The 13,385-nt window shown below is 59.8% G+C and carries 10 protein-coding genes; 2 read left to right on the top strand and 8 right to left on the bottom strand.

The genetic code is table 11. The features are described from left to right. Positions 1 to 93: 93 nt before the first annotated feature. The 8 genes from QFX05_RS01645 to QFX05_RS01615 all read right to left on the bottom strand — a co-directional run bounded on the left by QFX05_RS01645 (position 94) and on the right by QFX05_RS01615 (position 10,058). Positions 94 to 1,035, bottom strand: a complete 942-nt coding sequence (locus tag QFX05_RS01645; protein ID WP_279740357.1) for an inositol monophosphatase family protein — start codon at positions 1,033 to 1,035, stop codon at positions 94 to 96. An 80-nt stretch (positions 1,036 to 1,115) separates the two neighbouring features. After that, positions 1,116 to 2,243, bottom strand: a complete 1,128-nt coding sequence (rsgA, locus tag QFX05_RS01640; protein ID WP_279740356.1) for a ribosome small subunit-dependent GTPase A — start codon at positions 2,241 to 2,243, stop codon at positions 1,116 to 1,118. After that, a complete protein-coding gene (aroA, locus tag QFX05_RS01635; RefSeq protein WP_279740354.1) occupies positions 2,244 to 3,728 on the bottom strand; it encodes a 3-phosphoshikimate 1-carboxyvinyltransferase in 1,485 nt (494 codons plus the stop codon). Positions 3,729 to 3,990: 262 nt separating this feature from the next. Then, positions 3,991 to 4,314 carry a mycothiol system anti-sigma-R factor gene (gene rsrA / locus QFX05_RS01630; RefSeq protein WP_279740352.1) on the bottom strand — a complete coding sequence of 108 codons (324 nt, stop codon included), beginning with the start codon at positions 4,312 to 4,314 and terminating at the stop codon, positions 3,991 to 3,993. A gap of 89 nt (positions 4,315 to 4,403) precedes the next feature. Next, positions 4,404 to 5,108, bottom strand: a complete 705-nt coding sequence (locus QFX05_RS01625) for a sigma-70 family RNA polymerase sigma factor (RefSeq protein ID WP_279740350.1) — start codon at positions 5,106 to 5,108, stop codon at positions 4,404 to 4,406. A 157-nt stretch (positions 5,109 to 5,265) separates the two neighbouring features. Continuing rightward, positions 5,266 to 5,340, bottom strand: coding sequence for a 50S ribosomal protein bL37 (locus tag QFX05_RS08380; protein ID WP_095343185.1), 75 nt, complete (start codon positions 5,338 to 5,340; stop codon positions 5,266 to 5,268). Positions 5,341 to 5,570: 230 nt separating this feature from the next. Then, positions 5,571 to 6,170 (bottom strand): GDSL-type esterase/lipase family protein, encoded by a 600-nt coding sequence (locus QFX05_RS01620; protein ID WP_005505446.1) that lies wholly within the window; start codon positions 6,168 to 6,170, stop codon positions 5,571 to 5,573. A 219-nt stretch (positions 6,171 to 6,389) separates the two neighbouring features. Next, positions 6,390 to 10,058, bottom strand: coding sequence for a multifunctional oxoglutarate decarboxylase/oxoglutarate dehydrogenase thiamine pyrophosphate-binding subunit/dihydrolipoyllysine-residue succinyltransferase subunit (locus QFX05_RS01615; RefSeq protein ID WP_279740346.1), 3,669 nt, complete (start codon positions 10,056 to 10,058; stop codon positions 6,390 to 6,392). A gap of 589 nt (positions 10,059 to 10,647) precedes the next feature. Here QFX05_RS01615 and QFX05_RS01610 point away from each other — a divergent pair. Further along, positions 10,648 to 11,982, top strand: a complete 1,335-nt coding sequence (locus QFX05_RS01610) for a hemolysin family protein (protein ID WP_279740344.1) — start codon at positions 10,648 to 10,650, stop codon at positions 11,980 to 11,982. Then, positions 11,979 to 13,061: a hemolysin family protein gene (locus QFX05_RS01605; protein ID WP_279740342.1), complete on the top strand. Its 1,083-nt coding sequence runs from the start codon at positions 11,979 to 11,981 to the stop codon at positions 13,059 to 13,061. The genes QFX05_RS01610 and QFX05_RS01605 overlap by 4 nt, the downstream gene beginning before the upstream one ends. The last annotated feature ends 324 nt before the right edge of the window (positions 13,062 to 13,385 follow it).

Below are 13,385 nucleotides of genomic sequence, written 5' to 3'. Positions count from 1 at the left end.
GGCTGGCATCTGCGAATACGAGACAGGCTTTCCACTTACCGGAAAGCCGCCGCCTCGCTATATTGTCACCACTACCGGGGAGGGGAGTGCAGACTAGGGTCGGGGTGCGAGCGCCTCCAGCACCTGCTGCTGGACCGCCGCCGTATTACTTGCCACCAGGGACACCGGGCGCACACCGGCGGCAGAAACGCCCGCATGCTCGGGCAAATCGCCCTCCAGGGTGGAGGCAACGCCACCAGCCTCACGAATCAGCGGCAGTAGCGCCGCCACCTCGTAGAAAGACAGGGATGCGTCCACGACGGTGTCCACGGCACCCTCAGCGAGCATACACGCCGCCCAGAACGAACCGTACGCGCGGGAACGACCCACACAGCCCAGAAGCTGTACGAGTTCGTCTGAGCGGTCCACAGCGCCTTCAGAGGCCGCCTTCCAGGAGGAGAGGTCGGTGTACGCGGCAGACAGCTGATCCAGCTGAATCAGCGAAGACACCTCAAGACGAGTCGCCTGCGCCAAGGACTTACCCGTGTACGCGCCCGAACCGCGAGCAGCCCACCAGCGGCGACCCAGCGCGGGTGCAGACACCACACCCACCACCGGCTCACCTTGATCCAGCAAAGCAATCAGAGTCGCCCACACCGGCACGCCGCGGCGAAAATTATCCGGCTCAGCAATCGGCGCAATCACCCACTGGCGCGCCGCCTGACCGTTATAGCCGGCATGCTCACCGGCAATACCGTCACGAGTACGCACACGCGACAGCTGCGCGCGCAGAAGCTCCTCAACCTCCTGAGCTACACCCCAGGCGTAATCGGCAGGCTCCTGCACCGGTGCCGGCGGCTCCGCGGGCTGCTGAGTAGCCTGCTGCCACGGCGCCACCGGTGCCGCAGCGGGTGCCGCCTCGGCGGACTCTACCACCTCGGATGCGGGGGAGAAGACCGGGCGGTCACGAAAACGCATGGCGCTCACACGATCGACGCTATCGGCAAGAATATGCGCAAGACGCAAATCGTCGGTGTACTGCTGGGGACGGCTCATAGTAATGCTCTTCTTCAGTATCGGTGAGGTAGTCAGCAAAAATGTGTGTGCAGTGCTGTGTGTAATGCAGGGCAGAGAACCTAGACGAGAGCGCCCAGTTCCTTCTCCGAATCGCCCTCTTCAGGAGTCAACAGCAGCAGCTTACGCAAGGACTCCAGGCGGGCGGGACCGCTCTGACCGGCATGACCGGCAGCAACGTACGCCTCCAGGCCGCACTCGGGAGCTTGTGCCGCGTGAGTACACGCCTTCGGGCAATTCGCCGCACCCGGCGCCAGATCCACGAACGCCTCCACCACGGTCTCCGGCGGCACATGCGCCAGACCGAAAGAACGAATACCCGGAGTATCAATAATCCAGGTGCCCGGCTCCATCGGATCCCCATTCGCATTCACCGGACGCAACGCCAACGCCGACGAGGAAGTGTGGCGGCCACGGCCCGTCACCGCGTTCACATGGCCGGTTGCACGCTCAGAGCCGGTCAGCGCATTCACCAGGGTCGACTTACCCACACCCGAATGGCCCAGAAGCACCGACACCTGACCCAGCAGCTCCTGCAGAAGCTCCTGAACCGGCGCCGACTCCAAACCGGCAGCGCCCTCCTGACTCGGCGCCAAACCATCCGAAGACGAAGACAGCACAATCTTCAAACCGCTCGCCGCATAGTAATCCAGCAGGTTCTGCGGGTACCGCACGTCGGTCTTCGTAATGCACAGGATCGGCTCAATCCCGGCATCAAACGCCGCCACCACGGCACGGTCAATGAAGCCGGTGCGCGGCTCCGGGTTCGCCGCAGCAACCACAATCACCAGCTGCTGAGCATTCGCCACGACCACGCGCTCCGACGGGTCGGTGTCATCGGCGCTACGGCGCAGAATCGAGGTGCGCTCGCCCAGACGCACAATGCGCGCCAGGGTATCCTTCGCACCGGAGGTGTCCCCCACCAGGTCCACAAAGTCACCGGTCACAATCGCGGTGCGGCGCAGCTCCTTAGCGCGCGCCGCAATGAGGGTACGCTCCTTCTCGGTACCCTCATCCACGACGACCGACCAGCGGCCGCGGTCCACCGTAATGACCCTGCCACGAATCGCTTCTTTGAAGGTCGGGCGGTCCTTCGTGCGGGGGCGGGAGCCCTTCTTGTTCGGGCGCACGCGCACATCCGATTCATCCCATTCGGAGAAATCGCGCACGTTCATGCGGGAAGAACCCATTTAGAAGACCTCCTGGTCGGCGGTAACGGTGGAAGCGCCGGTCTGCCATTGCACCAGCATATCCTCCCACATTGCGGTAAATTGGGGCATGGTCTTAGCCACGGTGGCCACATTCTGCACCACCACGTTGGGGCGGCGCAGACCAATAATCGCTGCGAAGGTCGCCATACGGTGATCGTCGTAGGTGCGAGCCAGAACCTGTGCAGCCTCAACGGTAGCGGGGATGGGCGCCTTAATCACCAGCGAATCGGCGGTGTCGTGGGCGCTGCCTCCCAGACGGTTAATCTCAGCGGCGAGCGCGGCAAGGCGGTCCGTCTCATGACCGCGCAGATGCGCAATACCGGTCAGCTCCACGCGACCCTTCACGAAAGCACAGGCAGCCGCCATAGTCGGCGCCAACTCACCACCGGCAGACAGGTCAAAGGAGAAATCACCCTCGGGAAGCTGCACCGGACCGGTTACGGTCAGACGGCCCTCAGAGTAGCGAACCTGTGCACCCAGTGCGGGCAGAAGCTCACGCCACATATCGCCCACCTGGGTCGTGCCCGCCGAAGAATCAGCCGCGGGTTCCGGCCAGTGGGGAATAGTTACCGACTCGCCGGTAACCACGGCAGCGGCAAGGAACGGACCGGCATTCGACAGGTCCGGCTCAATGGTCATCTCAAAGCCGGGGAAAGAACCGGGGTGAACCGTCCAACGGTACTCGCCACCTTCTGCTTCGTTGCCTTGGCTCGGGTAGTGCTCCTGAACCTCGATGCCCATCTGACGCAGTGCCTCCACGGTCATCTGAATGTGCGGGATGGACGGCACCGAAGAGCCCTCGTGCACCAGCACCATGCCCTGCGGCAGGCGAGGGGCCATCAACAGCAGAGCCGAAACGAACTGAGACGAGGTCGAAGCATCAATACGAACAACGGGCGCCTCAGAGACACCCTCCGCGCTCGCCAGACCGGGGGAGCGTAGCACGAAGGGCAGAGCGTTCTCGCCCTGCTCATAATCCACCTGCACACCCAGCTGACGCAGACCCTCTAGGACAGGACCCATCGGACGCTGACGGGCATGCAGGTCACCGTCAAAAGCAAACTCACCCGGCAGCAGTGCCGCCAGAGCGGGTACAAAACGCATCACGGTACCGGCAAGACCGCACTCAATCGACACCGCCTGCGGCTGTATGGAATCTGCCTGCGCAAAGTTGAGGGGAGTGACCTTGATATCCGGACCAAACGGCGAATCGGTCGGCACCAGCTCAATACCCGCCCCTAGCTGACGCAGCGCCTCAATCATCAGCGCCGAATCGCGCGAATGTAGAGGCGCACGAAAATACGAAGGGGAATCGGCCAAAGCAGCAAGCAGCAGATAACGGTTCGTGAGCGACTTAGAACCCGGAATATGCACCAGCGCGTTCTTGCCAGCGGTTTCGCTGGAGGCGGGCACCAGGGGAGCGGGCCAATCGCCGGGGGAAAGTTGCACTGCTGCGTCGCTCATACATCCTCTTCTGGTTCAAATCATGGGGGGCGCAGACTCAGAGACGCTGTGCCCGTTGACGTCTACCACTATTCTACCGGTTGAGGGTTTGCGAGCCGCTGAGGGCTCCAGCGCTGAGATATGCGGCCCGAACGAACCAGGTAACACGAGCTATACAGCGTGAACTAACCAATACGCGTAAAGGCGGCGCACCGTCATTGGTGCACCACCTTTACTCATCATTCGATTTCTGTACCTCAGCGGGACAACAACTTGGGGCAGTTTAGAGGTTCGCTTTGGCGCAGAAATTCTGCACATCCTGCAACAGTCTCACCTTCAACTGCTCGGGCGCCTGCTGAGCGCACGAAGAACGCATCTTCTCACGCACCATCAGCTCAAAGTCCTTTACATCCGCGCACTCGGGGCAGGCATTCAGATGCGCCTGAATTGTGTGTAGCTGCTCGGGGCTCAGCTCCCTATCGAGGAATTCGTAGAGGCGCTTGAGGGTCGATGAGCAGGGCTGGCCTCCGCAATCCTCTAGCGGCTCAGAAGCTACGGAAGCTGCAGGGGTTTGGGGGACGGAAAAATTCTTGTCTGTGCTTGACATCGGGGGTTCCTTTCACACGGAAGGTATAAAGCGTTAGGGGAAGTCTAGCCATAACCTCATGGGGCTATCTCACCGGTAGAAGAACGGAGTTAAGAATCCGCAGGCACCTCGGAACGAGAGCTCGCCGGCGGAGACTTTACGCCCTTGGCTGTGGTAGCCTTAGCCGGCTGCGCCTTAGCATGTGTCTTCGCTGCTACCTTTGCGATAGTCGAAGGGCGCAGACCATTCTCTCGCGCATAATCGAGTAGCTTTTCACGCAAAATCCGGCGGCCACGATGCAGACGAGACATCACCGTGCCCATGGGGATATCCAGAATCTCCGCAATATCCTTGTACGCGAAACCCTCCACATCGGAGTAGTACACCACCATGCGGAAATCCTCAGACAGCTCGTTCAGAGCCTCACGAACCTCGGTATTCGGCAGGGCGCTCAGCGCCTCCGCCTCAGCAGAACGCAGACCTACCGCATCATGCTCGCCGGCCTGAGCTAGCTGCCAATCCTCCACCGTCTCACCTTGAGACTGCTGTGGCTCACGTTTACGCTTACGGTACAGATTGATGTACGTATTCGTCAGGATGCGGTACAGCCACGCCTTCAGGTTCGTACCCTCGGTGAACTGGTGGTACGAGGCAAAAGCCTTCATATAGGTTTCCTGCACCAAGTCTTCAGCATCGGCAGAGTTGCGGCTCATCCGCAGGGCGGCAGCGTAGAGCTGATCCACATACTGCATAGCATCCGCGGTAAAGCGTTCGCGCAGCTCGCGGGTATCCGCCGCGGTGTTGGTTTCAGCCATGTTTCTCCTCTACAGGAACGCGCCAGGCGTTCACATCCATAACGTAGAATTCTTCTCTTTATTCCGCAGAACGCCCACAAACATCTACGGGTAAAGCAAAACCCCGGGTCCGAATAATATCCGAAACGCCGGGGTTTTAAAGTGTATACAAGATACCTTATGCGTTGGGGCGCTTACCGTGGTTTGCGCCGCCCTTACGACGGTCCTTGCGCTTACGACCGCGCTTGCTCATCAGAGCCTCCTTATAGTGTTCATGGATGCACGCCCCACCTTCGCGGTGCGCGCTCCCTATTACCTGCCCTAGCAGAGGCGGCCACCGAAAACCGGTGGCCCACGCTATAAGGGCAACGCCGTCTATTTTTTCATAGAAACGGCATGATTGCATCTTGGAACCGGGATATGAGCTAAAAAACACGAACTTTCTTCGCATCAACTCGCAGTCCCAGCCGGGGGAGCAGGCTCTTAGCCGTGCTCAGGAATGTTCAGCCAGTTGTACCAACCGCGGTGCAGAACCAGCCACGCCATCAGACCGTAACCGGACTGACCCGGGCGACCATCATTTGCAGCAAGATCGTTGCGCCACTGCTCATGGTGAAGCAGCGGGTTGAACGTATCCACGTACACGTGGTTACGGCGGGTCACCACATCCGCGTATGCCGCCGACAGGTCAGCGATACGGCGGTTACGCTCAGCGTCCAGGGTCGGCGGCGGACCAACAACCAGAACCTTAATGTTGTTCTGCGACGCCATGTCCACAATGTTTGCCAGGTTCAAACGCGAACGAGCGCTGGTCAGACCCAAATCAATGTCAAAGGTCGACGGAGCAATAATGAGGCGGTTATCAGCACCGGGAACGAAGCGGCGGCGCGCCTCCTCAAACCAGCGTGCATTCAGCTGCTCGCTACCTTCATTGGGCGCGGCAAGGTTATATGCCGCAATGGATGCAGTGGTCTGCGGGGTGCGCGCCATAACACGGCCAAACCAGCCGAGGGTACGGGGGTCGCCAACACCGGCGAGCAGGTCATCGCCGACTGCCACAATTCGAATATTGCGTTGCTCCACGGAATTCTTTCTTCAGCAGGATGCGCCCGCCGTAGAGGCGGCAAGGCACGTGAGTAATAGTCTTCATATCTAGGATAAGCGCTATTGAGCCTCTTTTCGAACTTAATATCCTCTCCGGTAAGTATCTGAGACTAAAAAACCCGTCTTCGCACCAGAAACATCTGATGGGAAGACGGGTTTTGAAGAGCTAAAACCTTAGCTGCTTAGCCGCAGAAGACCTTAGCCTTCGAAGACCTGGTTGAACAGGGCCTCAGCCTCAGCAGTGTGCAGCTTACCGGTACCAGCAGCCGGGGAAGCCGCAGCAGCACGGGAAGCAAGACGCACGCGGCGGTCCAGCAACGGCAACAGGTTCACTGCCATGAACGGCCACTGACCCTGGTTAGCGGGCTCGTCCTGAGCCCACACAATGTCGGTAGCGTTCGAGTACAGAGCCAGCTGCTCCTTGATCTCCTGCTCGGGCAGCGGGTACAGCTGCTCCACCGAGACAATAGCGGTCTTGGTGTCGCCGCGGCGCTCGCGCTCTGCCTCCAGATCGTAGTAGAGACGACCGGAAACAAAGACCAGACGCTCAACCTGAGCCGGGTTGATGCCCGAACGGTCACCAATCACCGGCTGGAACGAACCCTCAGTGAAGTCCTCAATCGAGGATGCAGCAGCCTTCAGACGCAACAGCTGCTTGGGGCTGATCACCACCAGCGGCTTGTACGGACGGTGCTGAGCATGACGACGCAGCAGGTGGAAGTGCGAAGCCGGGGTCGACGGGCAAGCCACAGTCATGTTGTTTTCAGCGCACAGCTGCAGGTAACGCTCAACACGAGCCGAGGAGTGGTCAGGACCCTGACCCTCGTAGCCGTGAGGAAGCAGCATAACCAGCGAGGAACGCTGACCCCACTTCTGCTCGGAGGAGGACACGAACTCGTCAATGATGGTCTGAGCACCGTTTGCGAAGTCACCGAACTGAGCCTCCCACACCACGAGCGAGTCGGGGCGCTCTACCGAGTAGCCGTACTCGAAGCCGAGAACGCCGTACTCAGAGAGGAAAGAGTTGTAGATACGGAACTTGCCCTGATCCTCAGAGAGGTGCTCCAGCGGCGACCATTCCTCATCAGTGATGTGGTCGTGCAGAACAGCGTGACGCTGAACGAAGGTACCGCGCTGAACATCCTGACCGCTCATACGAACGTCGGTGCCCTCCATCAGCAGCGAACCGAAGGCGAGCAGTTCGCCCATACCCCAGTTCACGTTGCCGCTACGGCCCATCTCAACGCGCTGGTCCATGAGCTTCTTTAGCTTCTTGTGGATGGTGAAGCCCTCGGGAGCCTTACCGAACGCGTCAGCGATGTGCTGCAGAGTGTCGCGGGAGATTGCAGTCTTACCGGAGTGAACGACCTCGGTATTCTGCTGGGATGCGGGCAGTTCCAGACCGGAAACATGTGCGCCAGCAGGAGCCGGTGCCGAAGACTGAGTCTCGACGAAGATAGCGTCCAGCTTCGAGTGGTAGGAGTTCAGAACTTCGTCTGCCTCTTCCTGAGAGACATCGCCACGACCGACCAAATCCTGTGCGTACAGGGTGCGGGTCGAGGGCAGGACGTCAATATCCTGGTACATCTTCGGCTGGGTCATCGACGGATCGTCAGCCTCGTTGTGACCGCGGCGGCGGTAGCAAATCAGGTCAATGACAACGTCGCAACCGAAGCGCTCACGGTACTCGAATGCCAGGCGTGCGGCGCGAACTACAGCATCTGGATCATCAGCGTTGACGTGGAAGACCGGAGCCTTGGTCATACGCGCAATGTCGGAGGCGTGGGTTGCGGTGCGGCCATCGTTCGGCAGGGTAGTGAAGCCAATCTGGTTGTTCACCACAACGTGCAGGGTGCCGCCTGTGGTGTAGGCCTTCAGACCAGCCATCTGCAGGGTCTCCATGACGATGCCCTGGCCCGCGAACGCTGCGTCACCGTGAATCAGGATCGGCAGGACCGGGTGGCCTTCAATGCCCTGCTCGCGGTAGACGTCCTGCTTAGCGCGGACGATGCCTTCGAGTACGGTATTTGCAGCCTCAAGGTGCGAGGGGTTAGCAGCCACGTACACCTGGGTCTGCTTACCGGAATCGGAGGTGAAGACACCCTCGGTACCGAGGTGGTACTTCACGTCACCGGAGCCGCCCTCGTAAGGTGCTGCGGTGCCGGAGAACTCACGGAAAATCTGAGCGTAGGACTTACCGGCAATGTTGGTCAGCACGTTCAGGCGACCGCGGTGTGCCATACCAATCGCAACGCCCTTTAGGTCGTTGTTAGCGGCCTTGTCCAGAACAGCGTCCAGCAGCGGAATCAGGGACTCGCCGCCCTCCAGGGAGAAACGCTTCTGGCCCAGGTACTTGGTCTGCAGGAAGTTTTCAAACGCCTCAGCCTCAACCAGCTTGGAAAGAACACGCAACTGCTCCTCACGGGTGGGCTTAGCGGCACCGCGCTCCAGACGTTCCTGGAACCATGCACGAACCTCGGGGTCCTCAGAGTACATGTACTCAACGGACAGAGAACCGGAGTATGCCTCGTGCAGGCGCTCCAGGATGGTGCGCAGCGGCAGACGCTCAGAACCGCCAAAGCCACCGGTCGGGTAGACGCGGTCCAGATCCCACAGGGTCAGACCGTAGTTCTCCAGCTTCAGGTCCGGGTGCGAACGCATCTTGTAACCAACGGGGTTGGTTGCTGCGGTCAGGTGGCCGTGCACACGGTAAGCGTGAATCAGCTGCTGAATACGTGCAACCTTGGAAATTTCCTGAGCGTCATCGACGTGGTTGTCGCGGGCCCAACGAACCGGCTCGAAAGGAACCTTCAGGTCGCGGAAGATTGCATCGTAGAAGTCGTCGCCGCCGAGTAGGTAGTGCTCAACCAGCTTCAGGAACTCACCGGAACCTGCACCCTGAATGACGCGGTGGTCGTAGGTGCTGGTCAGGGTGATGATCTTGGATAGGCCCTGCTGAGTGATGAGCTTCTCGGACAGGCCGCGGAACTCAGCCGGGTACTCCAAAGCACCCACACCAATGATGGCCGCCTGGCCCTTGGAGAGGCGGGGCACCGAGTGGACGGTACCAATACCACCGGGGTTGGTCAGCGAAACAGTGGTGCCGCGGAAGTCCTCAATGGTCAGCGCGCCATTACGGCCACGCTTAACGATGTCGTTGTACGCATCCCAGAACTCGCGGAAGCTCAGCTGTTCAGCACCCTTCAGGTTCGGAACAACCAGGTTGCGGGAACCATCGGGGCGGGGCAGGTCAATAGCCAGACCAAAGTTCACGTGTGCGTTGTGGATTGCAACGGGCTTGCCCTTCTCATCCACACCGTAGGTCACGTTCATCGAAGGCATCGCTGCTACCGCGCGAATTACTGCGTAACCGATGATGTGAGTGAAGGAGACCTTGCCGCCACGGGTACTTGCCAGGTACTTGTTGATGGCAGTGCGGTTCTCAATGAGCAACTTTGCGGGGACCGCACGAACGGTGGTTGCGGTGGGGACAGTCAGCGACTCTTCCATGGTCGTGACGACTGCCTTAGCAGGGCCGCGGAGGGGGACAATCTTGTCTTCAACAGGTTCCACAGGTTCAGCCTTCTTGGTAGCAGCGGGAGGGGTGGGGGTAGCAGGCGCAGCCGCAGGCTTCGGTGCCGCGGGAGCTGGAGGTGTTACAGGTGCAGCAGGTACAGCGGGTGCCGCAGCAGGAGCTGCACTAGTGGTACCGGCGCCTCCCAGCGCCTTATCGATGGTCTCAAAAATGGGCCACCATGAATGGTCCACGAGGTTCTTGTCCTTCTGGTAACGCTCGTACTGTTCTTCAACGAACCATTCGTTACCGGCAAATTCCTCAGGAACCAGATGTTCTGGCAGATTTGGCACGTTATAACGCCTCTTCCAATTAGTGTGAATTTATCCGTCGCGTCCGGGGCTCGCCCGGCATAGACGACCCGCGTCTTCGAGGGGCGAATCATCACGCTGAGCATGTGCGCATCGCCTTTGGTGGCTGTTGTGTGTGCGGGTGTGCACCGTACCAACCTGCCTAGCGTGCCGTGAACGTCGGGGTTCATCCGCTTGCATGGCGGCACACTCATGCTCCTATGTATAAGTGTAAAGAGAAGCACGGTGAACTTTCCAGCTCATCGCGCTATATCCGCAATGCAATTTTTTACTCTTGCTGATTTGCTATGAGCCGCATGCATAACAATCTCAGTCTTGCACTTGTGAGCAGGCGCTCTAAGGCGTCTGGAAGAGACGAAACCTTCGCTAAAATATGGGGTATGGATGACCCTTTGAGTAAGACTCTGACTACTAGTCAATGCAGAATACTGCCAGCACACGCTGTGCCCTATGGCATCAGCGCACCCGAAAATAGCCCCTCCTCGGGCGCTCAGCATCTGGACAAGATGCCTGTTGAATCTCTACGCCAGAACCAGCACAGCGCAAATCACCCCGCGGAGGCGGTGACTGCGTGGATCTGATACTCCTACTCATCGGTCTACTCCTCATCCTGGGTACCGGCTTCTTTGTCGCCGTAGAGTTCTCCCTCGTGGCACTCGAAACTGCGACCGTGCAGCAGGCAAAAGACTCCGGCGATAAAGCCGCAGACGCTGTCCTGCGTTGCCTCAAAACCCTCTCCACTCAGCTGTCCAGCTGCCAGATTGGCATCACCATCACCACGCTGCTGACCGGCTACACTCTCGATTCCGCCATCAAGGCGCTCACCACCGGTGTAATCAACAGCATGGGGTTGCCCAGCAGCGTGACCGATATGCTCACCCTGCTGCTGGCAATGCTCGTCGCAACCCTGCTGTCCATGATTATTGGCGAGCTGTTGCCCAAAGGCCTCGCCATTGCTGCCCCCTACACCGTGGCACGCCGAGTTGCCCCCGCACAGCTGGCATTCACCCGGGTCATGTCCCCACTCGTGCGCCTCATGAACGGCTCCGCCAACTGGATCCTCGGACGCTTCGGCATGGAAGCCAAAGAAGAACTCTCCGCGGCACGCACCCCAGAAGAGCTCTCCTCCATGGTGCGCCGCTCCGCGGAAGAAGGCACCCTTGACTCCGACACGGCACGTTTTGTGGACCGCACCCTGCGCTTCTCCGAGCTGACCGCCTCCGAAGTGATGACCTCGCGCGGGCAGGTCGCCATGCTCGAAGACACCGCCCCCGTTACCGAAGTCATCAAGCTGGCACGCTCCACCGGCCACTCCCGATTCCCCCTTTACAAGGGCGACCACGACAACATTGTGGGCGTCGTGCACGTGAAGAAGGCAGTCGGTGTGCCCCCGGAGGTCCGCGAAACCCTTGAAGCCGGCGCCCTCGCAGAAGACGTGCTGCAGGTGCCCGAAACCCTGCACCTGGACGCGCTGCTCACCCGGCTGCGCCAGGGCGCCCTGCAGCTTGCCGTGGTCCTCGACGAATACGGCGGAACCGCGGGCATCGCAACCCTTGAAGACCTCGTCGAAGAAATCGTCGGCGAAGTCTCCGACGAACACGACCGCGGCCGCACCGAACGCCCCCTACGCTACGGCAACGGCGACTGGGTGTTCTCCGGTCTGCGCCGCCCCGACGAAATCAACACCCTTATCCCCGGGCTCGAGGTTGAGGAAAGCCCCGAATATGAAACCGTCGGCGGCTTTATGATGGAACGGCTCGGTCGCATCCCCGAAGTAGGCGACAGCGTCCCCGTGCCCGGCGGCACCCTGCGCGTGGACACCCTCGAAGGCCGCCGCGTGGACCGCATCCGATTCACCCCCGCACCTAGTGCGCAGGAACAGACCGAAAAGGGAGGCAACGCATGAACGACTGGGTAGCCATAGTACTGCTCATCATCCTGCTCGCCGGAAACGCCTTCTTCGTCGCCGGTGAATTCGCCATTATGTCCACCCGACGAGCACAAATCGAACCGCTCGCCGAAGAAGGCAATAAACGAGCGCAGACCGTCATCTACGCGCTAGAAAATGTCTCGCTCATGCTCGCCACCTGCCAGCTGGGCATCACCATCTGCTCCCTGCTGATCCTGAACGTTTCAGAACCGGCGCTGCACCACATGCTGGAGGTGCCCCTGCACCTGGTCGGCTTGCCCCACACAATCGTGGATGTGCTCGCCTTCGGTATCACCCTGATCCTGGTCACCTACCTGCACGTGATTTTCGGCGAGATGGTTCCCAAGAACGCCGCCGTGACCCTCGCCGCCCGCGGTGTGGCTCTCTGGATCGTGCCGACTCTGGTGACCGTCTCCAAAATTTTCGCCCCCGTGGTTGCCCTGCTGAACAATCTGTCCAATAAGCTGTTGGCGCTCATGAAGGTCGAAGCGAAGGACGAAGTCGCCTCCACCTTCACCCTGGGTGAGCTGCAGACCATCGTGGCAACCTCAACCGCGGAAGGCACAGTGGAAGACGACGCAGGCGTGATTGAAAGCGCTCTCGAATTCACCGAGAAGGACGTCTACGAAATCATGGTGCCCGGCGATAAACTCGTCACCCTGCCCTTCGGCAGTACCCCAGCCGAGCTGGAACGTGCCGTGGCACGCAGCGGCTACTCCCGCTTCGTCATTGCCGACAGCGACGGAACTTACATGGGCTACCTGCACGTGAAGGACGCCCTCGCCATCGCCTCCGAACGGTTCGATGAGCCCTTCCCCTGGTACAAGCTGCGTTCCCTGGACACGCTCACCCCGACCACCGATATTGATGACGCGCTCGCCTCCATGCAGCGTAGCCGAACCCATATCGCGCAGGTTATGGATGAGCATGGCGTAACCCTCGGCGTGGTCTTCCTCGAAGATGTGCTGGAGGAGCTCGTCGGCGAAATCAACGACACCACCCAGGACGCGGTGCGTGAGCGTGTGCGCCGACAGCAGTCGCGTAAAGCCCAATAACCGCATCGTGAGATACCCCGAGTAAAACAGGGGAATCTTGAACACACAGCCCGCCCGGCACTCTCGTGAAGAAGAGCGCGGGGTGGGCTGTTTTACTGCCAAAAACGGTTGATGGTGGTACGTAAGAGGTAGTCTCAGGGGGCGGTATGAAGCGGCATTGGGGGAGCGGAATGGGCCTGGCTATATATCCCTGCTCCATAAGCTCCTGACAGAGAAATGAGCCGCCCAACATCACCTCAATGAGACCAATAATGAGACCAATAAAGAGTTGTTTATACGGGTGTGCTCATGATGTAGTTAAGAAACCTACAGAACAGAACGAAG

The sequence above is a fragment of the Rothia similimucilaginosa genome, from assembly GCF_029850875.1.
Lineage (GTDB): Bacteria > Actinomycetota > Actinomycetes > Actinomycetales > Micrococcaceae > Rothia.
Note: the sequence above shows the minus strand (reverse complement) of the source record. Positions and strands in the feature narration are given on the sequence as shown.

Coding starts and splice junctions, on each gene's coding strand:
- QFX05_RS01645 (WP_279740357.1), bottom strand. CDS start 1,035: ATGAGCCGTCCCCAGCAGTACACCGACGATTTGCGTCTTGCGCATATT.
- rsgA (WP_279740356.1), bottom strand. CDS start 2,243: ATGGGTTCTTCCCGCATGAACGTGCGCGATTTCTCCGAATGGGATGAA.
- aroA (WP_279740354.1), bottom strand. CDS start 3,728: ATGAGCGACGCAGCAGTGCAACTTTCCCCCGGCGATTGGCCCGCTCCC.
- rsrA (WP_279740352.1), bottom strand. CDS start 4,314: ATGTCAAGCACAGACAAGAATTTTTCCGTCCCCCAAACCCCTGCAGCT.
- QFX05_RS01625 (WP_279740350.1), bottom strand. CDS start 5,108: ATGGCTGAAACCAACACCGCGGCGGATACCCGCGAGCTGCGCGAACGC.
- QFX05_RS01605 (WP_279740342.1), top strand. CDS start 11,979: ATGAACGACTGGGTAGCCATAGTACTGCTCATCATCCTGCTCGCCGGA.